The organism is Bradyrhizobium sp. HKCCYLRH1030, assembly GCF_051168395.1.
Lineage (GTDB): Bacteria > Pseudomonadota > Alphaproteobacteria > Rhizobiales > Xanthobacteraceae > Bradyrhizobium.
In genome coordinates this window covers 256,922-279,584 of sequence record NZ_JBNPUY010000006.1, presented here as the reverse complement: position 1 = coordinate 279,584, position 22,663 = coordinate 256,922, and the positions used below count along the sequence as shown (strand labels likewise).

The window sequence follows — 22,663 nt, the reverse complement described above, 5'->3', positions numbered from 1 at the left end:
GCTTGGTTCGTCGTTGAGGCCCGCCGACCGTGGGGAACCACGTCGTACAGAGGAACAGACCGGCTCAGCCGGCACAGGCCGAAAGCGATGGGGCCCCCTTCGCCGCCACTGCTGCACGGGCCGTTTCAACGGCACGCATCAGCTCGGCCGGGCGGAACGGTTTCTGCAGGTAAACGACACGGGTCAGCTCGTCCGACATCGACGCGCCATCGAAGGCAGTCATGCCGGAGACGGCGACCACCGGAACGTCGGGAACCAGCGCGCGCATACTGCTGACCAGATCGAGCCCGTTGGAATCATCGAGATAGATGTCGACGATGACGGCATCGAATGCCTGGTCGCGGAACAACTGCAGTCCGGACGCAGCGGTTCCCGCTTCGACCACGTCGAACTGATTGACGCGCAGCACCATACAGATCATGGCGCGCACATCCTTCTGATCGTCGACCACCAGAATCCGTGGCATCAACTTCTCCAGAATTTTTCCGTTGGACAGCCTACAACGTAGAAAGAAATCGGACACAACTATGAGTATATTTATCCCATTTGCGGTAAAGGTGCGGTTACTCCAACTATCGACTCATTCTACAGAACGATCCGATCTGGTACCATACAACCTTCATTAGAACAGTGATTTTCTTCGCGCACCAGCTGTAAAGCCTCCCCTCTTGCACGTCGGCTCTGTTGCGCAGGACCCTTGGAGATGCAAAGCATCAAGGATCATCGCGAAGTCCTCCTGTCGACGTCCACCGCGACGCGCCGAGACCAAATCGCAGCACTCGCCGCGGTTGCGATCTCGACCTTGCTGTTTGCCGCCGCCGCTCCCTTTGCCAAGGTGCAGTTGCCGCCGGTGCCTGCGTTCGTCGCGAGCTACCAGTCGGCGCTGGCGCTGAACGATCTCATCACCGCGTTCCTGCTGTTCTCCCAGTTCGTGCTGCTTCGCTCGCGACCGTTGCTGTGGTTGGCCTGCGGTTACCTGTTTACCGCGCCGGCCTCGCTGCTGCACACGCTGGTGTTCCCAGGCCTGTATTCTCAGACCGGCCTGCTCGATGCAGGGCCGCAGACCGCAGCCTGGGTCTACATGATCTGGCACGGCGCGTTCCCCTTGTTCGTTCTGGTCTATGCGCTGCACGACCGTCTCCGTCCGGCGCCCGTTGGGTCGGTTGCGCTGTCTCTCTCGGTCGCCGTGCTCGGCGTGGCGATTGCACTTGCGGCACTCACCTGGGCGGTGATCGCCCATGATACGGCACTGCCTGCGCTCGTCCGCGATGACGCTGCCACTCCGGCTTTGAAGATCGTGGTCGGCGCCATCTGGTGCGTAACATCGGCTGCCCTGCTCGTCCTGGCGTTGCGCAGGCCGCACAGCATTCTCGACCTCTGGGTCATGGTGGTGCTGTGCGCTTGGCTGTTCGATCTCTCGCTCTCCTCGCTGCTCAACGCCGCCCGGTTCGACCTCGGCTACTATGCGGGCCGCATCTATGGTTTGCTGGCAGCGAGCTTCGTCCTCGGCGTCCTGCTCGCCGACAATGTCAGGCTGCAGACGAGGCTCACGCGGCTGCTGCAGCAGCAGCGCCGGCAGAGCGAAAGCGAGCGGGCACGCTTCATCGCGCGGGAGCGGCTGTTCAGCGCTGTGGTGGAATCCTCCAACGACGCCATCATCACGCTGACGCTGCAGGGCAAGATCACGTCCTGGAATCGCGCCGCCGAACACCTGTTCGGATACGGCGCAGACGAGGCGCTTGGCAACGACGTCGGCCTGATCGTGCCCGCCGAACGGCGCAGCGAAGTCGATCGCATCCTGAGCCGGATCGGCGGCGGCGAGAAGATCGAGCATCACGAGACGATCCGCCGCCACAAGGACGGCCGCGAGATCGAAGTATCGCTCGGCGTGTCGCCGATCCTCGACGCGCATGGTGTGGTCATCGGCGCCTCGAAGGTGGCGCACGACATCACCGAGAGCAAGCGCACCCGAACCGCCCTGACCCGTGAGACCGAGGAGCGCCGCCGCATCTTCGAGACCTCGCAGGACCTGATCCTGGTTGCCAACTCCTACGGACAATTGATGCAGGTCAGCCCGAGCGCGCTGGACGTGCTCGGCTATCGGCCGGAGGAGATGGTCGGCCGCAATGCCAGCGACTTCGTCTATCCGCCCGAGCTCGAGGCGGTCCGTAGCCAGATGCGCGCCTGCCGCCTCGGCCGCGACGTCCGTAATTTCGAGGCGCAGCTCATGCACAAGGAAGGCCGCGGCGTCGTCCTGAACTGGATGGCGAGCTGGTCGGAGCCGGTGCAGCGCCACTTCTTCGTCGGCCGCGACCTCACCGAGAAGCGCGCGGCCGAGGCGCAGTTCCGCCAGGCGCAGAAGATGGAGGCGGTCGGTCAGCTCACCGGCGGCGTCGCCCACGACTTCAACAACATCCTCACCGTCATCACCGGCAGCATCGGCATTCTTGCCGACGCCGTGTCCGACCGGCCGGAGCTCGCCTCCGTCGCCAAGCTGATCGACGACTCCGCCGACCGCGGCGCGCAGCTCACGCGGCAGTTGCTGGCCTTCGCCCGCAAGCAGCCGCTGCAGCCGACGGATCTCGACGTCAACGCGCTGTTGAACGAGACCGCAGCCTTGCTGCAGCCGACGCTCGGCGCGCAGATCGAGATCGAGCGTATCCTTGACGCCGATCCCTGCACTGCGCTCGCCGATCCGAACCAGCTCGCCACCGCGGTCATCAATCTCGCGCTCAATGCGCGTGATGCGATGCCGCAGGGCGGCAAGCTCACGCTGGAGACCGCGAACGTCACGCTGGACCGGGACTATGCCGACGTCCATAGCGAGGTCATCGTCGGTGACTACGTGATGATCGCCGTGAGCGACACCGGCTGTGGCATTCCGCCGGCCTATCTCGAGAAGGTGTTCGATCCGTTCTTCTCGACCAAGGGCACCGGCAAGGGCACTGGGCTCGGCCTCAGCATGGTGTTCGGTTTCGTCAAGCAGTCCGGCGGCCACATCAAGATCTACAGCGAGGTCGGCCACGGCACCTCGATCAAGCTGTATCTGCCGCGCTCGGCGTCCGCTCCGGCGGCCAGCGCGGGCTTGCAGGCGCCAGAGGCGCGCGGCGGCAATGAGACGATCCTGATCGTGGAGGACGATCCGCTGGTACGCCAGCACGTGATCGCCCAGGTCGGCAGCCTCGGCTACACCACCCTGGCTGCAGCCAATGCCGCCGAGGCGCTCGATGTGCTCGAGCGCCATCCGGAGATCGACCTGCTGTTCACCGACGTCATCATGCCCGGCGCCATGAACGGCCGCCAGCTCGCCGACGCCGCGCGGGTGCGGCGGCCGGCGCTGCGGACGCTGTTCACCTCGGGCTATACCGAGAACGCGATCGTGCACCACGGCCGCCTCGACGCCGGCGTGCTGCTGCTGCCCAAGCCTTACCGGAAGCCAGAGCTGGCCCGCATGATCCGTATCGCGCTGGAGCGCTGAAGCACGCGCCCGGATCGGCGTAAGCGACATCCGGGCCCACCGGCGCGGCACGTGAGACCCGGATGTCGCCTGCCCCTTCGCGCCCGCTGGACGCAAGCGGGGCGCTCATACCAGCGCCGAGGCGCGTGCCCTCCTGCATTGAGGCCTCGCGCCGGCCGCGCTATCCATCCGGCATCATCATCTGCAGCGAGGGACGATCGTGCAGAACCTCCTCACCGACATCCCCGGCGTGCGCGTAGGCCATGCCCATGACGCCGCGCTCGCTTCCGGCGTGACCGCGATCCTGTTCGATCAGCCGGCGGTCGCCGCGATCGACATCCGTGGCGGCGGACCCGGGGTGCGCGAGGATGCGCTGCTCGATCCTGCGAATACGGTGGAACGGGTCGACGGCATTGCCCTGTCGGGAGGCTCGGCGTTCGGGCTCGAGGCCGCGAGCGGCATTCAGGCGTGGCTGGCGGAACAAGGGCGCGGCTTTGCCGTGCGCGACGCGCTGATCCCGATCGTCCCCGGCGCGATCGTGTTCGACCTCTTGAACGGCGGCAACAAGGCCTGGGGCCGCTACACGCCGTATCGCGAGCTCGGCTACGCGGCGGCGGCGGCGGCCAGCACGACCTTCGCGCTCGGCAGCGTCGGTGCCGGGCTCGGCGCCACCACGGCCAACCTGCAGGGCGGGCTCGGCTCGGCGTCGGCGACGACGACAGGCGGCATCAAGGTTGCGGCCATTGTTGTGGTGAATGCGGTCGGCAGCGTCACTGTCGGCGACGGTCCCTGGTTCTGGGCGGCACCGTACGAGATCGACGGCGAGTTCGGCGGCCGCGGCCTGCCGGCCGCCTTCACGCCGGACATGCTGGCGATGCGCATCAAGGGCGGCCCGGCAGCATCGGCCTCCGAGAACACGACGATCAGCCTCGTCGTGACCGATGCCATCCTGACTAAGGCGCAGGCCAAGCGGCTCGCGATGATGGCGCAGACCGGCATGGCGCGCGCGATCTATCCGGTGCATCTGCCGCTCGACGGCGACATCGTGTTCGCGGCCGCGGCCTGCACCAGGCCGATCGAGCCGCTGGTCGAGCTGAGTGAGCTCGGCATGGTCGCGGCCAACGTCCTGGCGCGCGCGATCGCCCGCGGCGTCTATCACGCGAGCCCGCTGCCGTTCGCCGGCGCGCTGCCGTCCTGGCAAGGCCGCTTCGGCAGTTGAGCTTACGCGCTGACCGCGGTCGTTGAAGACGTCGAGGCCGACAGCATGTTGGACTGCCGCTGGATCAGCTTCTCGATCATGTTGTAGGACGAGGTCGCAGCGTTGGACGCGGTTGTGGCTGCCGGCGTCGTCAGCGTCACCTTGGAGCCGTCGGCATAGGTGATGGTGGTCGTGGTCGAGCCGTCGCTGTTGGTGGACGAGGAGCTCGACGCGCCCGACAGCGCCTGCATCAGCGCATCTGCGCCCGCGCTGGATGAGGTGCCCGAGCCGCCGCTCCCGCCCGCCTCCTGGTGATGATGGTGGCCACGTCGCCCCTTGGCGCCCTGCAGCGCCGAGGACAGCTCGTCGAGGCTGACATTGCCGTCGCCGTTCGTATCCAGCTTGCCGAACACCTTGTCGGCATTGGCGACGTTGGTGCCGCCGGCGCCGAGCGCGCTCTCGAACTCCGATTTGCTGATCTGACCATCGCCATCGCCGTCGATCTGCGAGAACAGGTCCTGTAGCGGATTGGTCGATGAGCTTGCGCTCGACGACGCGCCCGACTGGCTCTGCGCTGCGAGCAGCGCGCTCATGGTCTCCGGCGCGATCTGCCCCGAGCTGCTGCTGCCGCCCGCGCTCGACCACGGGCTGAAATTGCCGGAGCCGCTCGCCCCCTTGGTGTCGAGGCTGAACGGACCGCCGCCCGACTTGCCGGAGCCCGACTTGGTCGAGCCGAGCGACTGCAGGCTGTCCAGGACCGACGAGGCGGCCCCCAGTGCAAACCACATGGCGAAACTCCCGCAAGGCCGCCCACGCGGCGGCAGAACATCTTCCCACCGCCGTCGCAATCCCCATGCCAGCGCCAAACCGCTGATATGTCCAGATATTTCGCGATGTTACGGTGGCCTGAACCCGGCAGATCGTGCCGTGCCCGGCAGATTTTTCCCGCTCGCGTTGCCGCAGCCGGCCCTGCATGATACGGCGACATCCCCGATCGTCCTGGAACAGCCGCCCATGACCCAGTCCTTCACGCCGCGTCCGCTCGTCATCGCGCCATCGATCCTGGCGTCGGATTTCTCCAAGCTCGGCGAAGAGGTGCGCGCCGTCGATGCCGCCGGGGCCGACTGGATCCATCTCGACGTCATGGACGGGCATTTCGTCCCGAACATTTCCTATGGCCCGGATGTCATCAAGGCGCTGCGCCCACACACCACCAAGATCTTCGACGCGCATTTGATGATCACGCCGTGCGATCCCTATCTCGAGGCCTTCGCCAAGGCCGGCTGCGACCACATCACGGTGCACGCCGAGGCCGGACCGCATCTGCATCGCTCGCTGCAGGCGATCCGCGCGCTCGGCAAGAAGGCCGGCGTTTCGCTCAACCCGTCGACGCCGCTCAACGTGATCGAATACGTGCTCGACCTCGTCGACCTCGTGCTGATCATGTCGGTCAACCCCGGCTTCGGCGGCCAGGCGTTCATCGCCTCGGCGATCGGCAAGGTGCAGGATCTCCGCGCGATGACCGCGGGCCGGCCGATCGACATCGAGGTCGACGGCGGCGTGGGCCGCGACAATGCCGGCGCGCTGGCCGCGGCCGGCGCCAACGCCTTCGTCGCGGGCTCGGCCGTGTTCAAGGGTGGCACGACAGAGGCCTATCGCAGCAACATCGCCGCGATCCGCGATGCCGCCGCGTCGGCACGCGGCGAAGCGATCTGAGCCGCACGGACCCGGAATGCATAAGCTCACGCCGCAGCCGCTGACGAAGGCAGCGTTCGCTGCCTTCGGCGACGTTGTCGAGACCGACGGCGCCGAGACGATCGAGATCAACCAGGGCTTCGCCCACCGCTGCAACGGGCTGGCCGCCATCGACGTGACCTCCGGTGGCGCGGCCGTGAACATCAGCCTGTTCGAGGCCAGGCCGCGGCCGCTGCCGATCAAGATCAAGCTGATGGAGCGGCATCCGCTCGGCACCCAGCTGTTCATGCCGCTGCAGGACCGCCCCTGGCTGGTGCTGGTCTGCGCCGACCCGCGCAATCCCGCGAGCTACCGGGCCTTCACGGCGAGCGGCCGCCAGGGCGTGAACTACGCCCGCAACGTCTGGCACCATCCGCTGCTGGTGTTCGACGAGGCCTCGCGCTTCATGGTGGTCGATCGCATGAGCCCGGACAATCTCGAGGAGCTGTGGCTCGATGAGCCGCTGTATTTGAGCATCCCTTGAATGTGGGCGCGCGAGATCGACGATCCGCGCGCAGGAGAGACGATGATGGACAAGCCGAACTATTTCGTCCCGCAGGGCGGCCACCCGCCGCAGACCGACCTGCTGACCGGCCGCGCCGTGTTCACCGAGGCGTATGCCGTCATCCCGAAGGGCGTGATGCGCGACATCGTCACCTCGGCGCTGCCGTTCTGGGACAAGACGCGAACCTGGGTGATCGCGCGTCCCCTCTCCGGCTTCTCGGAAACGTTCTCGCAATACATCGTCGAGGTCTCGCCCGGCGGCGGCAGCGCCCAGCCCGAGCCGGATCCGGAGGCCGAGGGCGTGCTGTTCGTGGTGTCAGGCGAGATCATGCTCACCATCGCCGGCAAAGAGCATCGCCTGGGCCATGGCGGCTACGCCTTCCTGCCGCCGTCCTGCAAGTGGACGATGCGCAACGACAGCCAGGCGCCCGCGACCTTCCACTGGATCCGCAAGGCCTATGAGGCCGTTCCCGGCATCGCCGTGCCCGAGGCCTTCGTCACCAACGAGGCGACGATCGCCCCTGCCGCGATGCCGGAGACGCAGGGCCGCTGGGCCACCACGCGCTTCGTCGATCCGCTCGACGTTCGCCACGACATGCACGTCAACATCGTCACCTTCGAGCCCGGCGCCGTGATCCCGTTCCTGGAGACGCATGTGATGGAGCACGGGCTCTATGTGCTCGAGGGAAAGGCGGTCTACAAGCTCAACCGCGACTGGGTCGAGGTCGAGGCCGGCGACTTCATGTGGCTGCGCGCCTTCTGCCCGCAGGCCTGCTACGCCGGTGGCCCCGGCCGCTTCCGCTACCTGCTCTACAAGGACGCCAACCGGCACATGAAGCTGCGGCCGTTCAGGTGAAGGCCAGCAGCATCCGCTGAATGAGTCCTGGATACACGGCTGATGTCGACCGTTCCCGAACGCCTGGAGAGCTTGATCGAAGGGGAATTGGCTGAGCTGTCCGACAAGCGTGTGCTCTCGCATATCCGCGGCATGCTCGTCGCACCTCACATGGTGCTGCGCGATTGGGACTATGGCCAACCGGGGGAGCAATATCCCTGCTGGTTCGTGCTTCGCGATGCACAATCCGGTGCCGAGATCGCCTATTGTGAGCACGGCTTCGGACCGGGCTGCCCCTGGGGCCTGGTGAGTTCTGCGCACGAACCGGAGTTCCGCCATATGGGCATGGACTCCGGCTGGTTCACCTCGTTTCTGGATGCATTTTTCGATTCTTTCGCCTGCGTGGCGCTTCTAATCTGGAAGGTGATCAACATCGATGCTGACGGAACCCGGACCTGTCTGACCGCCGAAGGCGCGTGGGAGAGCACATGGCAGCGGGTCTACGAATTGCGCAATCATGATCCGAGCGGCCGCTATGAATGCGGCCACGACATCGGCTATCGCAAGACTGCCACCTGATGCGCTCGTCGAATCTTCGGCCGCAACCGCCGACGAAGAGCTTCTCCTCATCGGCCTCGAACACCGGCTCGATCGCGCGATCGACCAATCCACGCCGTACTCGCTCCCTCATTCTCCCCCTAGTGATCCTCCCTCACGCCCCCTGATACTCCACCTCTTCCGCCGTGCCGCGGTCGAGCACGGCCTTCGCCTTGGCATGGTCGAGGTCGTCCTCCCAGGCGGCGACGACGACGGTGGCGACGCAGTTGCCGATCAGGTTGCCGACGGCGCGCGCGATGCCGACGAACCAGTCGACCGACAACACGAGCACAAGTCCGATCGCGGGGATCGCCGGCACGGCGCCGAGCGTTGCGGCCAGGATGACGATGGCCGAGCCGGGCACGCCATGGGCGCCCTTGGACGTGACCAGCGACACGCCGAGCACCAGCAGCAGGTCGCTGACCGACAGCGGCGTGTTGGTGGCCTGGGCGATGAAGACGACGGCGAGCGTCAGGTAGATCGAGAACGCATCGAGGTTGAAGGAATAGCCGGTCGGGATGACCAGGCCGACGACCTCCTGCTTGACGCCCATCGCCTCGAGCTTGCGCATGATCTGCGGCAGCACCGAGTCGGACGACGCCGTCGCCAGCACGATCAGGAGCTCCTCCTTCAAATAGCGCAGGAACTTGAACAGGCTGAGGCCGGCCATGCGCATCACGAGGCCAAGCGCGGTCACGACGAACAGCGCCACCGAGACGTAGAACAGCACGACCAGCGCCAAGAGCTGCTTGAGCGAGCCGACGCCATATTTGCCGACGGTGAAGCCGATGGCGCCGAGCACGCCGAGCGGCGCGACGCGCACGATCAGCCCCATCGCCTTGAACAGCACCTTGGCGACGGACTCGATCAGGTCGACCACGGGCTTGCCGGGCTCGCCGACCAGCGCCAGGCTGACGCCGAAGATCACCGCGAAGAACAGCACCTGCAGCACGTCGTTGCGGGCAAAGGCGTCGAACGCCGTCGGCGGAATGATGTTGAGGATGAAGCCGCCGAAGCCGCCGCCCTGCAGCTTGTGGGCGTTGTCGGCGAAGCTCGCGAGCTGCTTGGCGTCGAGCTTGGAGACGTCGATGTTCATGCCGTGGCCGGGGCTGAAGACCAGCGCCAGCACGAGGCCGAAGGCCAGCGCGATCGTGGTCATGCCCTCGAAATAGACCAGCGACTTGACGCCGACGCGGCCGACCTTCCTGAGATCGCCGGCGCTCGCAATGCCGTGCACGACGACGCAGAACACGATCGGCGCGACCACCATGGCGATCAGACGCAGGAAAGCGTCGCTGAAGAATTTGAGCCCCTGGGCGGTCTCGGGCGCGAAGACGCCGATCAGGATGCCGAGCACGAGCGCAGCCACGACCTGAAAGAAGAGCGAGCCGAACAGGCCTCGCTTCGGCGCGGCTGTCCCCGCCATGCTCACATCCGTTGCCGCCATTGATCGTCCCCCCTCAGAAAAAAACCGACACGTTCCGCACGCGCCGGATCACTTTGGAGGGGGAACTTTCGAAACGCAACCGCAGCCGCGCCTCACTTTTCAGCCTGTGCATGCCGTTCTGACTGTCGTGCTTGGAGGCGCCGTGGATCTTCATCGCATGTCCATCATTCCCCCGACACGACCCTTGCCGGCGCATCATCATCGTCGCCCTCGGCTTCCCGTGCCGCGAGCCGTGTCCGCACCACGGTCACCGTACACCCCGCCTCCGCGGCGACCTTCGCCGAGACGCTGCCGAGCAGCGAGCGCAGCACGGAATCGCGGCGGGCGCCGATGATGATGTGGTCGACCTGGTTGGCCTCGGCGAATTCGATGATGGAGGCCGCCGGATCGACCGCCTCCAGCACGTGCACCGTCAGCCGGCTCGTGTCGAGCTTGAGCGGCGTCGCCCAGTGCTTCAGCGCGACCATGCGGTCGATGTGCTTGTTGTTGCCCTCCTCGTCCAGGGTGCGGTCGATGGTGAGACGCCCGAGCTTCAGCACGTTGACGCAGGCGAGCCGAGCCGCGGGCAAAGTGGCGAGGATGCGCTGCGCGGTCAGCCGCAGCGCGCCGTTGAGCTCCTCGCCGCCTTCCACGGTGTCGATCGCGACCGCCACGATCGGGCTGGAGGCGATCTGCACCGCGACGTCGGATGTTTTCTGTTCCGGCTGCACCAGGCCGCGGTTGAAGCGGCGGCGCCACACGGCCGTGATCGGGTCGCGCTTGACCTTCTCCGCACGCGCCGTCAGCTTGACCTGGTCGGGATGGCCGAGATCGAAGGCGAGCTGCGCCGCGGTCGGGTAGCGCCACACCGGCTCGATCTCCAGGCAGCGCAGCACGATCTCCTGCAGCCACGGCGGATAGTCCGGCTTCAGCTGTCGCGGTGGATAGGGATCGCGCCACAGCCGCCGGCGCATGCCGCGCAGGGTCTCGGTCTCGCCGAACGGCCGCACGCCGGTGGTGAAGAAGTAGAGCAGCACGCCGAGCGAAAAGATGTCGCTGCGCGGATCGCTACGCGTGCCCATCATGCGCTCCGGCGCCATGTAGGGCGCGGTGCCGTAAGGCAGGCGGAACTCCTCCTGCAAGAGATCCGGCAAGTGCTTGTGGCAGGACAGGCCGTAGTCGATCAGCACCGCCTCCCCCGTCGGCCGGAACATGATGCTGGAGGGCTTGATGTCGTGATGGATGACGTGCTGCCGGTGAATATCGGCGAGCGCGGTCGCGATCTTCGCGACCAGCACCCGCGCCTCCTCGTAAGCCAGCGGCAGCTCGGGCAGCCGCTTGTACAGCGTATCGCCTGGAATCTGCTCGATCACCACATAGGCCTGGGTGGCGAAATCGCCGGTGCCGAAACAGGCCGGCACGTGCGGTCCCGACAGTTTTGGCAGAATCATCTGCTCCATCTCGAAGCTGACGATCGCCGCAGGATCCTCGCCCTCGGAGACGCGCGGCACCTTCATCAGGATGGGCCGGTCGATGTCCGGATGGGTGACGCTCCACAACGTCGCCATGCCGCCGGAATGCACGCATTCACCCACCGTGAAGCCGTCGATCACGACGCCCGGCTTGAGCCTTGATTTCGTCATGCTCTAGCGCCCCATCGAGAGCCGTTGCGCCAGCCAGGGCGGCAGGCCGTTGTCGCGAATGCGCTGCGCCGCCGCCTCGACGTCATAGGGCACGCGGCAATAGGTCAGCTCGCGGGTCCTGGTGTCGAAGGTCACGAACGACGCGGCGGGATCACCGTCGCGCGGCTGGCCGACCGAGCCGACCACGGCCAGCCATTGCCGGCCGCGCAACAGCTGAATGGGCATGTTGGCGGTCGGGGTGAAGCTCGTCATCTTGGCGGTGGCGGACATCGAGTACAGCGCCGGACGGTGGATGTGGCCGCAGAACGTTACCTGCGCCTCGGTCGCGATCATGCTGCGCGCGGCATCGGCGGACGACTGCACATAGCGCCAGCGCGGCGGGCTGGACGCCTCCGCATGCACGAACAACCGGTCGTCGTCACCGATACTCATCGGCAGCTCGGCGAGAAAGCGGCGCTGCTCGGCGCTGAGCCGCCCGCGCGTCCACTCCATCGCCGCCTGCGCCTCGGCATTCATGCTCTCGCTTGCCGTCGAGACGGCATTGTCATGATTGCCGCGCACCGCCAGCCCGCCACCGGCGACGATCTCCATGACGGTGTCGACCGACCATTCCGGATCGGCGCCATAGCCGACGATGTCGCCGAGACAGATGAGACGATCCGCGCCACGCGCACGCGCCGCCTCTAGGCAGGCCGCGAAGGCCTGCCGATTGGCATGGATATCGGTGAAAATCGCCAGCAGCAACCCGTGTCCTCCGGTTCTCAAGGCTAGCGGCCGTGGCCACACGAGACTTGAGGAACATCAAACAAGATAGGCGGAGAGATGCGGAATGTCAGCGTTGCAGGTCCCCTGCGATGCGCCGGTGCGGCTTTCTTCCCTGGGTAAAGCCGAAGCCCAGGAACTTGCGGCGGTTCGGTCTGGCGACCGCACTCTTGACCTTGTTGATCTTGAGCTCGAGGCGCCGTGCCAGGAACGTCCCGATGCTCGCCATTGCCCGCGCGCGAGCTTCGCGCGGGAGGATACGGCCGCAGCCGCCTACTGCTCGTCCTTCGGCGGCATGCGCGGCGGCAGCAGTGGCGTGAACGAGACGCCGTCGCCGGCGTTCTTGGCGGCCTTGAACTCGCCGGTGGAGGGATCACCGCCGGCGGTCTCGATGATCGTCTTCGGCAGAATGTATTCGCGCGCGGCGTCGATGACCCCGCCGTCGCCGGTGCCGAAATCGGCGGCGCGGCCGCCCTGCGGATGGCCCGCCGCGATCTGGTCGGCGGCGTGCTGAGCCTTGTCGGCAAGTGTGTCGCTGTAGGGAATACGATAGGCGCGCGGCACGCCGCTCGGACGGTTGTCGTCGTCGAGCGCCTCGACCCACAGATAGACCGCGCCGGGATCGCCCTCGACGGAGTGCGGATCGACGATCCGCACCTGCAGCACCTTGAAGCTCCTCGGCAGCCGGTCGACGCTGGCCCAGCCGAGCAGGCCGCGGGCGCCGGCGAAGCTGCCGACATAGAACGCACTGGTGATGACCACGGCGACCGCCTTGGCCTGCCAAGGCAGCCTTGCATAGACCAGCACCAGCAAGAGCAGCGCGCCGATCAGCGCGTAGCACACGGACAGCGTGACGATGACGGTCTGCAGACTGCTCATCATCGCCTGATCACCCTGACGCCGGTCTTGGGATCGAGATCGGCGCCATTGCGCCAATTGCTGCGGAACGTCTCCAAAAGCGATTTCGGTCGGCGCTGCACGTCGATCACCTTGCCCTCGGCATTGAGCTTGAAGCGCAGCGCCGTCTTCTCGTCGCCGGAATGGTCGAGCACGACCTTGTCGTCGAAGATCACCTGCGCGGTCGGGTTGAGCTTCTGCACCTTCACGGTGGCCTCGACCGGCGCGCCGCTGACGTTCTGGAAATGCGAGATGTTGACGGTGTATTCGCCGGCGACGATTCCTCTGATGGTCACGATCTCCTCGCGGATCGGCGACGGGATCTTCAGACCGTTGACCAGGATGAAATCGTTGGCGCCGCCGCGGTCGTCGCGATCGAGGGTGAGGAAGCCGGCCTCGCGATGCCGGTACCAGGCGATGTTGCCGACGGGGTCCTGCACGAACAGGTCGAGATCGTCGGGATGATTATCCGGCCAGTCCATCGTGATCAGGAACTCGGCCTTCGAGTCGACCTTGCCGTCCTTGGCGTCCGGCGAGATCGCGAGCACCGCGATGAAGAAGAAGAACGCGACGATCTGCAGCGCCTTGAACAGCATGACGCTGAACGGGTCGAACTGCTCCTCGCGCGGATAGAGCCCGAAATCGTCCATCATGCGCCCTGCTCCGGCGCGCGATCCATCGCGCGCTCGAGCCGCGGCGTCACCCGCGTCTCGGTGAGCATGACCGCGTCCGAAAACACGCGCCCGGTCGCCGCGTCCAGCATGTAGTACTGGATGCGCACCAGGATCGAGCCGACGAGGCCGGCGAGCGTCGTGTACATCGCCACCGCCATGCCGTCGCTCATCAGCCCCATCGAGGATTTCATCGCCAGCTTGTCGTTGACGTCGAGGCCGGCAATCGGCGCCAGCATGATGATGAAGCCGATGATGGTGCCGAGCAGGCCGAGCTTCATCAGCGTGTCCGATGCGAAGCCGCCGAAGCCGTTGGAGCCGCGCAGGCGGTCGGCGAGCGTCCGCAGCAGCAGCGTCTGGTCGAGCCGCCCTGCCCCTTGCGTCCGCGCCTTGGTGACGAGGCTGCGGATGTGGTTGGTGACCAGCCCTTTGGGAAGCAACTGCGCATCAGGTTCGAGCGCGCGCGCCGCATCGGGCCCGATCAGCACGGCGCGGCAGCACCGCGCCGCATCCGCCTCGCGCGCGATCGCTCTGGTGCGCCAGAAGCAATGGCAGCACGTGGCGACGTAGAGCACGGCGATGACGCTGGAGATGTAGGTGCGGTCGGAGGCGACCATCAGGTGGAAATAGCCGTAGCGGGCGAGCACCACGCCGGCGAATATCGTGAGGCCGGTGAAGATCATCCAGAGCAGCAGCGGCCCGCGCTCGGCTGCGTCGCGCGCAGGTTCCACTCGTTCGGCACTGCTGACCACGCTCATGCATGAACTCCCGATGCGCGCCGTTTCGTTCGGCGCTTCGCAGACGAGTTAAGCAGAGCAGCGGAACAGCGTCCAAAGACATCTGCCTCGAGGCTCTCGGGAAAATTTCCCAACCTGCCGCTTGCTGCAGTGCATTTGCTTGGCGGAGCACCAGCCCATTGTTACGCTGCGGCAAAAGCCGTGGAGAGGATCGCATGCGTCTCGTGCTCCAGCTCATTGCGCGCCTTGCGCTGATCGTGCTGCTGTGTCTGGCCGCCGCGGCCGTATGGGTCACCGTTGACGCCTATCGCAGCGTCGACCGCGCCACCGCGGCATCGGCCGACCGGGTCTCGCAGGCGCTGGAGGCGCTGTACTGGCGCGAGCTGCTGCTGCGCGGCAACCGATCGCGCGAGCGGCTGCTGCCGCTGCCCGACTGGCGCACGACCGAGACCATGAAGCTGATCGCGCCCGGCATCTGCGTACAGTTCAAGCCCGAGGCCGCATTCGAGAAGCCGCTGTGCGGCCAGAGCAAGGGCCTCGGCGCCGCGCCGCCGCGCTGGTTCTCAAGCGCCGTGGAAGCCATCCTCGGCGATCACGCGGCGGTCGCGCAGCCGATCAGCGCGCGCGCCACCACGGCGGGAACCGTCTCGGCGATCGCCGATCCCGATGCGGCGATCCAGCTCGCCTGGCTGCGCATCCAGGACAGCTTTGGCGTGGCGCTGGCGATGGCGGTCGCGATCGGCGTACTGGCCTCGCTGGCGATCGCCCATGCGCTGGCGCCGGCGCGCAGCATCGTCTCGGCGCTGCAGCGGATGGCCGAGGGCGACCACCGCCCCTCGCTGCCGCGCTTCCGCTCGATGGAGCTCGCGATGATCGGCCGCGCCGTCGGCGAGCTCGGCGACCGGCTGGCGCAGGCCAATGAGCAGCGCGCCGCGCTGACCGAGCGCCTGCTCGACATCCGCGACGAGGAGCGGCGGGCGCTCGCCCGCGAGCTGCACGACGAGTTCGGGCAGAACCTCACGGCGATCCTCGCTTTTGCCTCGACGATCGAGAGCGCCGGCAACGGCCGCAACGATCAGATCGCCCAGGACGCACGCATGATCACGCGATCCGTCAGCCATCTGATGGCGTGCCTGCGCGGCACCTTGAGCCGACTGCGCCGTCCGCTCACCGAGGAGCTCGGCCTCGCCGCAGGCCTGATCGCGCTGACCGAGAACTATCAGCACGCCGCGCGACCGGCGATCCGGCTCGACCTCCACGGTGATCTCGCCGACATCCAGGGCCCGGTCGCGGTCACCGCCTACCGGATGGCGCAGGAGTGCCTGACCAACGCCCTGCGCCACACCAGTGCGAGCGAGGTGTCGTTGCGGGTCGAGCGGCGCTCCGGGCCCGACGGTGCGCTGCTGATTTCAGTCGAGGACGACGGCGGCGGCGATGCGACCCTGCTGGCGCAATCGAGCGGCTTCGGCCTGACCGGAATCCGCGAGCGCATCGCCGCCGTCGGCGGCTCGCTGTCGATCGGACCGGCCGCGCGCGGGCTCAGCGTCTCCGCGACAATTCCACTGGCCGCCTGAGATTACGGGGATGCCCGAGCGCACAGGCATTTCGATCCTGCTGGTCGACGACCACCCGGTGGTCCGGCAAGGCTATCGCCGCGTGCTGGAGAGCCAGGACGGGTTTCGAGTCATCGCCGAGGCCGACAGCGCCGCGGCGGCCTATGCCGCGTTCAAGGCGCATGCGCCCGACGTGGTCGTGCTCGACATCTCGATGAAGGGCGCCAGCGGGCTGGAGGCGATCCGCAATATCCGCGCTCGCGACAATCGCGCCTGCATCCTCGTGTTCTCGATGCATGGCGAGGCGCCGTTGGTGAAGGCGGCGTTCGCCGCCGGCGCGAGCGGCTTCGTCACCAAGAGCAGCGAGCCGTCGGCGCTGGTCCGTGCCATCCGCATGGTGATCAGCGGGGAGCGCGCGCTCAGCGACGACGTCGCCCATGTGCTGGCCGCCGACAGTCTCGATCCGCAGCAGACCGTGCTCGACCGGCTCGGCGAGCGTGAGATCGAAATCCTGCGCCAGTTCGCGTCGGGCCTGACCACCGAGCAGATCGCCACGAACCTGCACCTCAGCGTCAAGACGGTGCAGAACTATCATTATCTGGTGAAGGCCAAGACGGGACTGCAGACGGATGCGCAGCTGGTGCGGCTGGCGGTGACCAGCGGGCTGACGGATTTGTAGCCCGGATGAGCGCGCGCCTAGCGCGCCTGAAGTCCACGGAGCAGCAGGGTCAGCACGGCATCGACGCGGGCCGAGCAGGTGCATTCGCCCCATTCGTCAGCGTGGGCGGGATGATGGAAGCTTCGGGTCGCGTCGAAGATCGCCGCGGCCGCGGTCTTGGGATCAGCGACATCGAACGTCCCCTGCGCGACCCCCTCAGCGATCATGCCCTCGACCTGGGCGATCAGGTTCTGCTTGTGCGCCTTGACTACCGAGCACGCCTCGCGCGCCAGGGTGAGATAGGTCGCGAACATCTCCGGATCTTCACAGACCCGTTTCTGCTTGGCGCCGAACAGCTCGCGCAGCCAGCGCTCCAGCTTCGCCGGCGCCGGTCCCGGCTCGGCCGCGATCTGCGCCAGCGGCGCGCTGACCCGCTCGAGCCAGCGCTTGGCAACCGCCTCACGCAGCGACGCCTTGCTCGGAAAGTGACGGTAGACGGAGCCGTGGCTGACATCGAGCGCTCTCGCGACGTCGACGACCGTCGCTTTGGCGAGCCCATAACGGCGCAACACGTCCTCGGTGACTTCGAGGATGCGCTCGGATGTCAGAACCACGGCCTCATTCATGCGTGCACCATATCGGCGTCGGACGAATTCGCCTTGATCTGGATCGTCTCAGCCTGGTCGGTGGACGATGGCGCGCGAAACCTGGTGGCCTGGGCCTCCAGGTGACGCGCGACCTGGAGATTCAGCCAGTCCTGAAATTGTGAGTGCAACAATCGCTTTTCAATCTTCATCGAAGCGGTCCTTCGCAGTTGAAACCGCTGAACCCAAGGTCAGACAGTGGAAGTTGGTCTTAAGCAAGATGGCAGGATCGACATACACCATCGCGCTGACAGATTTCAATATCTGTCAGCGCGATTTTTTGAAAATGGTATTATGATCCGGTAACGGCATGCCGAGCAGCCGGAAAGACCGCCGTTTGTGTCGATCCGGCCGCTCTGGTAAAGCGCGGCGTAAAATGCCGGCGCGGACGCTTGGTCCCGCCCACCTTCCCTCCCGCCTCGGAGCGCCGTCGATGATCCCCCGCTATTCCCGTCCCGAAATGGCCTCGATCTGGGAGCCGCAGACCCGGTTCAAGATCTGGTTCGAGATCGAGGCGCATGCGGCGGACGCGCTGGCGGAGCTCGGCGTGATCCCGAAGGAGGCCGCCAAGACGATCTGGGCCAAGGCCAAGGACGCCACCTTCGACGTCGCCCGCATCGATGAGATCGAGCGCGAGACCAAGCACGACGTCATCGCCTTCCTGACCCATCTCGCCGAGATCGTCGGTCCCGAGGCGCGCTTCGTGCACCAGGGCATGACGTCATCGGACGTGCTCGACACCTGCCTCAACGTCCAGCTCACCCGTGCGGCCGACCTGCTGCTCGCCGATCTCGACCGCGTGCTGGCGGCGCTGAAGACGCGCGCCTTCGAGCACAAGATGACGCCGACCATCGGCCGCTCGCACGGCATCCACGCCGAGCCGGTGACGTTCGGTCTCAAGCTCGCTTATGCCTATGCCGAATTCTCTCGCGCGCGCGAGCGCCTGGTCGCCGCGCGGAAGGAAGTCGCGACCTGCGCGATTTCCGGCGCCGTCGGCACCTTCGCGCAGATCGATCCGCGGGTGGAGGAGCACGTCGCCAAGGCGATGGGCCTCAGCCCCGAGCCGATCTCGACCCAGGTGATTCCGCGCGACCGCCACGCGATGTTCTTTGCGACCCTTGGCGTCATCGCATCGTCCGTGGAGCGCCTGGCGACCGAAGTGCGCCATCTGCAGCGCACCGAGGTGCTCGAAGCCGAGGAGTTCTTCTCGGAGGGCCAGAAGGGCTCGTCGGCGATGCCGCACAAGCGCAATCCGGTGCTGTCGGAGAACCTCACCGGTCTCGCCCGCATGGTGCGCGCCTATGTGACGCCCGCGATGGAGAACGTCGTGCTCTGGCACGAGCGCGACATCTCGCACTCCTCGGTCGAGCGCATGATCGGCCCCGATGCCACCGTCACGCTCGACTTCGCGCTGATCCGCCTCGCCGGCCTGATCGAGAAGCTCCTGGTCTACCCGGCCAACATGGAGAAGAACCTCGACAAGCTCGGCGGCCTCGTCCACTCGCAGCGCGTGCTCATCGCGTTGACCCAGAAGGGCGCGAGCCGCGAGGACTCCTACAGACTGGTCCAGCGCAACGCGATGCCGGTCTGGCGCGGCGAAGGCGACTTCCGCACCCTGCTCAAGGCCGATGCTGACGTGAAGAAGTACCTGACCGACGCCGAGATCGACGAGCAGTTCGACCTCGGCTACCACCTCAAGCACGTCGACACGATCTTCAAGCGCGTGTTCGGGGAGAGCTGAGCGCGCGTCGAGCGGGCGGACGCCTCAGTCCGCCTCCTCGCACTTGTCCTGCTTGACCTTGAACATCTTCCGGAACTGGGTCTCGAGCGCGCTCCGCATCGCCTCCATCTTCTTCTCGCCGGTGTTGCGGAGGTTGTAGTTGATAGCGCAATTGCTCCAGCCGAAATTGACCAGATAGATCCGCATGCGCTCCTGGCCGTCCGGCTTCTGCGCCTCGGCGACGTAGCGGGCGACGCAGGCCTTCGGGCTGGCGTTGTCGGCGCAGCCCTTGTCGACGGTCTGGCGAAACATCTGCTGCAGGTCGGTCTTGCCCTCGATCGCGTCGACGAAGCGCGCGCAGGCGGCGGCAGGCTGGTAGTCGCGCAGCGTAGAGGGCGTCTTGAATCCGCGGGTCTGCACCAGGTCGAAATCGCAACTGTCCTTCAGCTCCGCCACCCTGGCGCGCCGATAGTCATCGATGCCGGGCAGCGCGATGAACTCCAGCCGCGCGGCAGCGTCGAGCGTGGCCTTGCAGGCGCGGTCGATCTTGTCGGCGTCGAGCGCCGCGACCGCCTTCGGGTCGAATGCCGGCAACGTGCCCGGCGAGTCGAAATCGGACGGGCCAAACAGCAGACGGACGGTGTTGCGCAGCCGCGTCTCGTCGTGCTTGGCGGGATCGTACCGGACCGTGAAACGGCAGCCGCTGTCCCAGGACATCGTCCGCTCGGCGGCATGGGCGCTGGCACCGGCGAGCGTGACGGCGGCGAGCGCCAAGCGTGCGGTCCATCCTGTCCAGCTTCGTCGGGTCATGGTACTCTTCGCAGTCGATCAATGCCTGTATCCTACCCAGCCCCGACGCCAACACCAGCCCGTGCCGCGCAGCATCTGAAGCGTGACGACGTCACGCTCGACAAGTGCCAGACCTGGCAGCGCTTGCAGCTACAGCTTCTTCAACGAGACGACCGCGTTGCCCTTGTTGTTGAAGTAGAATCGATACAACAGCAGCCAAGGAAGCATGATGGACGTGTCGTTGACGTAGACGAACACCTCCCCATCGCTGCGGGCCGTGAACCTGGCTGTCCAGCGGCTGCTGCCGGGCGTTTCCTGCTGGAAAGCCGGGAGATGCTCCTCCAGCCCGGTGCTGCCCACCCGCACGATCGGTGCGAACCAGTTCGACCAGATCAGCCGCTTGAAGGGTATCCCAGGCAATTGGGTCCAGGTGCCGTAACCGAAGCCGGCCGGAGTCGCAGGGATGCCGCCGTCGCTCCATGCCTCCCCGACGTCGAGCACGATCTGATAGGTCTCGCCCTGCGCCACGGTCAGCGCTGTCGGATAGCAATGGTGACGCGTCTCGAATACTGGCCGGATGCTTCCACCAGGGTATGCGCCGATCTCTGTCTCCTCGACCTCGATCGGCCTCAGCGTCTCCTTGCAGAACAGCCCGGCCGTATTGGCCGCGCCGAACCCCAGCCACCAGAACAGCCAGAACATGATGGCGAACGGGAAGATCCACGTTTTCAGCAGATAGAAACCGGCAACATACCAGCCCTGGCGTCGCAGCGAATAAACCGTCGCGCGCCAGCCGGTCACCGGCTTGTGCCGGGATGGATCGTTCCAGGCGATGCGTGCGGCGTCGCGGATCGTTCGCTGCAGTGAGGTGCCCCACGCCGTCAAGCCGAGCGCAGCGGCCACACCGACCACCAGCAAACCCGGCGAATCCCGAAACGCGACGAACCATGGGTCGAGAAATTTGGGCAAGAAGGCTGCCGCTCCGTTGACCAGCGGATTTACCAGCCCATGCAAGGGCTCATAAAGCACGCGCGGCCAATAGATGACGAAATATGGGATCGCCGCGACGAACAGCAGCGCGAACATGGTGGCGAAATAGACCACGCGGCGCAGCCAGACCCAATTCCAGACATCGTCCTGCACCCGCGTCCGCGCGTGCCCGTGATCGAGCGGATGCAGCGCATCGACCGGCGTATCGGTCTCATCCGTGACGCGGTAAGCGGCGGGTACGACCACCGGTGCATAGTGATCGGGACCCGACCCAATGCGTTCGAACACGGTGCGGTGGATCGTCGGCTTCACCGGCGGCAGAGGTGGCTGCGGCAGGCTCGGATGCAGATCGTCAGCAAGAAGCCCGGTCTGGGCCTTGAACGGCGAATGAAGCAGCCACTTGATGCGACTGACATCGTACCGGAGCGATAGCTTGTAGGGCGGCGCGTCATAGATCTCGCGCAGATTGCGCGGCTTGTAGCGGTAGTAGGCCGCAAGCCCCTTGCGCGAGTCGTTCAGCGTGTCGAGCGGATCGATCTCGGGATCGTAGAGCAGCCTGCGCCGCCCGTCGAGATAGACGAGACCATAGGCCTGGGCGCGGTCGAGCATCCAATCGAGCGTCACATAGGAAAGGCCATCCTGCGGATAGCCGCCGCCGATGTCGGAATGCACGCCGGTAAACCACACCTGGCTGATGCGCTCGCGGTCACGTGGCGGCAGATCGGTGCGCAGATGCGGCGGCGGCTCGGCCAGTTTCGCAGCCGCGCTGCGCGGATCGTGGTCGATGCCGAACAGCCAGTCCTTCTTGTCACTGCGGCCTGAAACAGCCTCGTCCCGTCCCCACACATAGCGCTCATCCCAGATCACCGGGCGGAAGGCGTCACGCTCTTCTTCGATCGCGAGGGCGTGGCAAGCGCGATGGATCTTGGAATTCATGAACTGGTCCGGCATCGACAGCGGCCAGATCCAATAGTCAATGGCGCGCGTCATCTCCTCGATCGGCCCGCCGTAGGCGTCAACGGTGTCCCAAATGCCGACGAAATGCACGCTCTCGACCTCGACTGCTGGCGGAGCCTGCAGCGCCACGCCCTGCACTCTGCGCAGCGTTCTGATTCCCCAGTCGCGCACTCCGCGCAGGTCCAGGCCGATCTTGCCGAGATATCTGAGAATTCCGCTATTGTAGCGACGCCGATAGCGGCGATAGGCGTCTGCGGCGAACCGGGCGAGATCGGCTTCATTGTCGTCGTAGGCGACGAGCCCCTGCCCCGCGATCATTGCCGCCACGATACGGATGGTGAAGGCACCGCGGCTGAACCCGAAGCAGTAGATGCGGTCGCCCGGCTTGTAGTTGCGACAGCAGAAGCTGTAGATCGCAATCACATTCCGCTTCAGGCCGAAGCCGAAGATGCCGCCGAGGGCTGCGAACAGCTTGAAGGAGGACGTTCCGACGCCATCGTCATAAAAGGCAACTTGCCGGCGCGGATCGCGCAGGTCCAGCAGCTGGAACAGGCGCCAGACATTGGTCTTGAACACGGCCTTGGCGCTGTTGCCGGTCCCGTCCGACAACAGCACGATGTTCTTTGCAACAGGATTGGACACGAGGCCCCCCGACCAGAATGCCGGCAGGGAGATTGGTCCGCAATTGCAGGAAAATCAAGGCACAATCCCTGCGCGAGCCCGCAGGACCACCCGCTCAGTTCTCAGCACCGCCCGTCATCCGCAAGGCAACATCGTCGCTTGATCCAATGCGGTCATCGAACGGGGGACGGCTTATCGAGGCGCGACTGACAGAGCGGCACGCATGGAATCACTCAAAAATGATCAGCAGATGCCTTTGTGCGGTTGTCC

At 66.0% G+C, this 22,663-nt stretch carries 22 protein-coding genes; 9 read left to right on the top strand and 13 right to left on the bottom strand.

Annotation, left to right across the window (positions count from 1 at the left end; translation table 11 throughout):
- Window positions 1-64: 64 nt before the first annotated feature.
- Window positions 65-466, bottom strand: coding sequence for a response regulator (locus tag ACQR1E_RS19700; protein WP_315750016.1), 402 nt, complete (start codon window positions 464-466; stop codon window positions 65-67).
- Window positions 467-703: 237 nt separating this feature from the next.
- Between ACQR1E_RS19700 and ACQR1E_RS19695 the strand changes: the two genes are divergently transcribed.
- Both ACQR1E_RS19695 and ACQR1E_RS19690 read left to right on the top strand, forming a co-directional pair.
- The gene (locus tag ACQR1E_RS19695) at window positions 704-3,478 is read left to right on the top strand and encodes a PAS domain S-box protein (protein ID WP_434897459.1); all 2,775 of its coding nucleotides are present in this window, start codon (window positions 704-706) and stop codon (window positions 3,476-3,478) included.
- 199 nt (window positions 3,479-3,677) lie between these two features.
- Window positions 3,678-4,676 (top strand): P1 family peptidase, encoded by a 999-nt coding sequence (locus tag ACQR1E_RS19690; protein ID WP_434897458.1) that lies wholly within the window; start codon window positions 3,678-3,680, stop codon window positions 4,674-4,676.
- Between the two features lie 2 nt (window positions 4,677-4,678).
- Here the strand turns inward: ACQR1E_RS19690 and ACQR1E_RS19685 are convergent, their stop codons facing one another.
- A complete protein-coding gene (locus ACQR1E_RS19685) occupies window positions 4,679-5,443 on the bottom strand; it encodes an EF-hand domain-containing protein (protein WP_315749355.1) in 765 nt (254 codons plus the stop codon).
- Window positions 5,444-5,669: 226 nt separating this feature from the next.
- Here ACQR1E_RS19685 and rpe point away from each other — a divergent pair, with 226 nt between their 5' ends.
- Genes rpe through ACQR1E_RS19665 form a run of 4 tightly spaced genes read left to right on the top strand, consistent with a single transcriptional unit; the run spans window position 5,670 to window position 8,307 of the window.
- Window positions 5,670-6,371, top strand: a complete 702-nt coding sequence (gene rpe, locus ACQR1E_RS19680; RefSeq protein ID WP_315719397.1) for a ribulose-phosphate 3-epimerase — start codon at window positions 5,670-5,672, stop codon at window positions 6,369-6,371.
- Between the two features lie 16 nt (window positions 6,372-6,387).
- Entirely contained in the window at window positions 6,388-6,873 is a 486-nt protein-coding gene (locus ACQR1E_RS19675; RefSeq protein WP_434897457.1) for an ureidoglycolate lyase, read from the top strand.
- A gap of 45 nt (window positions 6,874-6,918) precedes the next feature.
- Window positions 6,919-7,749, top strand: coding sequence for a bifunctional allantoicase/(S)-ureidoglycine aminohydrolase (locus tag ACQR1E_RS19670; protein ID WP_315750015.1), 831 nt, complete (start codon window positions 6,919-6,921; stop codon window positions 7,747-7,749).
- A gap of 42 nt (window positions 7,750-7,791) precedes the next feature.
- Window positions 7,792-8,307 (top strand): hypothetical protein, encoded by a 516-nt coding sequence (locus ACQR1E_RS19665; protein WP_315714782.1) that lies wholly within the window; start codon window positions 7,792-7,794, stop codon window positions 8,305-8,307.
- A gap of 133 nt (window positions 8,308-8,440) precedes the next feature.
- On the opposite strand, the gene ACQR1E_RS19660 is transcribed toward ACQR1E_RS19665, so the two are convergent.
- From ACQR1E_RS19660 to ACQR1E_RS19630, 7 genes are all read right to left on the bottom strand, one after another.
- Window positions 8,441-9,772, bottom strand: coding sequence for a dicarboxylate/amino acid:cation symporter (locus tag ACQR1E_RS19660; RefSeq protein WP_315714783.1), 1,332 nt, complete (start codon window positions 9,770-9,772; stop codon window positions 8,441-8,443).
- Between the two features lie 164 nt (window positions 9,773-9,936).
- A complete protein-coding gene (locus ACQR1E_RS19655; RefSeq protein ID WP_315714784.1) occupies window positions 9,937-11,394 on the bottom strand; it encodes a serine/threonine protein kinase in 1,458 nt (485 codons plus the stop codon).
- A 3-nt stretch (window positions 11,395-11,397) separates the two neighbouring features.
- Window positions 11,398-12,138 carry a metallophosphoesterase family protein gene (locus ACQR1E_RS19650; protein ID WP_316170295.1) on the bottom strand — a complete coding sequence of 247 codons (741 nt, stop codon included), beginning with the start codon at window positions 12,136-12,138 and terminating at the stop codon, window positions 11,398-11,400.
- An 88-nt stretch (window positions 12,139-12,226) separates the two neighbouring features.
- The gene (locus ACQR1E_RS19645) at window positions 12,227-12,385 is read right to left on the bottom strand and encodes a hypothetical protein (protein WP_434844766.1); all 159 of its coding nucleotides are present in this window, start codon (window positions 12,383-12,385) and stop codon (window positions 12,227-12,229) included.
- A 44-nt stretch (window positions 12,386-12,429) separates the two neighbouring features.
- Window positions 12,430-13,038, bottom strand: a complete 609-nt coding sequence (locus ACQR1E_RS19640) for a hypothetical protein (protein WP_315749351.1) — start codon at window positions 13,036-13,038, stop codon at window positions 12,430-12,432.
- Window positions 13,035-13,706 (bottom strand): hypothetical protein, encoded by a 672-nt coding sequence (locus ACQR1E_RS19635; RefSeq protein ID WP_315714788.1) that lies wholly within the window; start codon window positions 13,704-13,706, stop codon window positions 13,035-13,037. The genes ACQR1E_RS19640 and ACQR1E_RS19635 overlap by 4 nt, the downstream gene beginning before the upstream one ends.
- Window positions 13,703-14,482, bottom strand: a complete 780-nt coding sequence (locus ACQR1E_RS19630; RefSeq protein WP_434844767.1) for a MotA/TolQ/ExbB proton channel family protein — start codon at window positions 14,480-14,482, stop codon at window positions 13,703-13,705. Before ACQR1E_RS19630 ends, ACQR1E_RS19635 begins: the two co-directional genes overlap by 4 nt.
- Before the next feature lie 194 nt (window positions 14,483-14,676).
- Between ACQR1E_RS19630 and ACQR1E_RS19625 the strand changes: the two genes are divergently transcribed.
- Both ACQR1E_RS19625 and ACQR1E_RS19620 read left to right on the top strand, forming a co-directional pair.
- Entirely contained in the window at window positions 14,677-16,035 is a 1,359-nt protein-coding gene (locus tag ACQR1E_RS19625; protein WP_315749346.1) for a sensor histidine kinase, read from the top strand.
- A gap of 10 nt (window positions 16,036-16,045) precedes the next feature.
- The gene (locus tag ACQR1E_RS19620) at window positions 16,046-16,693 is read left to right on the top strand and encodes a response regulator transcription factor (RefSeq protein ID WP_315714791.1); all 648 of its coding nucleotides are present in this window, start codon (window positions 16,046-16,048) and stop codon (window positions 16,691-16,693) included.
- 17 nt (window positions 16,694-16,710) lie between these two features.
- On the opposite strand, the gene ACQR1E_RS19615 is transcribed toward ACQR1E_RS19620, so the two are convergent.
- The gene (locus ACQR1E_RS19615; protein WP_315714792.1) at window positions 16,711-17,298 is read right to left on the bottom strand and encodes a TetR family transcriptional regulator; all 588 of its coding nucleotides are present in this window, start codon (window positions 17,296-17,298) and stop codon (window positions 16,711-16,713) included.
- Window positions 17,295-17,468, bottom strand: coding sequence for a hypothetical protein (locus tag ACQR1E_RS19610; RefSeq protein ID WP_316225234.1), 174 nt, complete (start codon window positions 17,466-17,468; stop codon window positions 17,295-17,297). The genes ACQR1E_RS19615 and ACQR1E_RS19610 overlap by 4 nt, the downstream gene beginning before the upstream one ends.
- A gap of 281 nt (window positions 17,469-17,749) precedes the next feature.
- On the opposite strand from ACQR1E_RS19610, the gene purB reads away from it, so the two are divergent.
- Entirely contained in the window at window positions 17,750-19,057 is a 1,308-nt protein-coding gene (purB, locus tag ACQR1E_RS19605; RefSeq protein WP_316225233.1) for an adenylosuccinate lyase, read from the top strand.
- Window positions 19,058-19,081: 24 nt separating this feature from the next.
- Here purB and ACQR1E_RS19600 read toward each other — a convergent pair whose 3' ends face one another.
- Window positions 19,082-19,846 (bottom strand): hypothetical protein, encoded by a 765-nt coding sequence (locus tag ACQR1E_RS19600; protein ID WP_315749342.1) that lies wholly within the window; start codon window positions 19,844-19,846, stop codon window positions 19,082-19,084.
- 129 nt (window positions 19,847-19,975) lie between these two features.
- Complete coding sequence (locus ACQR1E_RS19595; RefSeq protein WP_315714796.1) at window positions 19,976-22,414, bottom strand: DUF2235 domain-containing protein; 2,439 nt, start codon at window positions 22,412-22,414, stop codon at window positions 19,976-19,978.
- Between the last annotated feature and the right edge of the window lie 249 nt (window positions 22,415-22,663).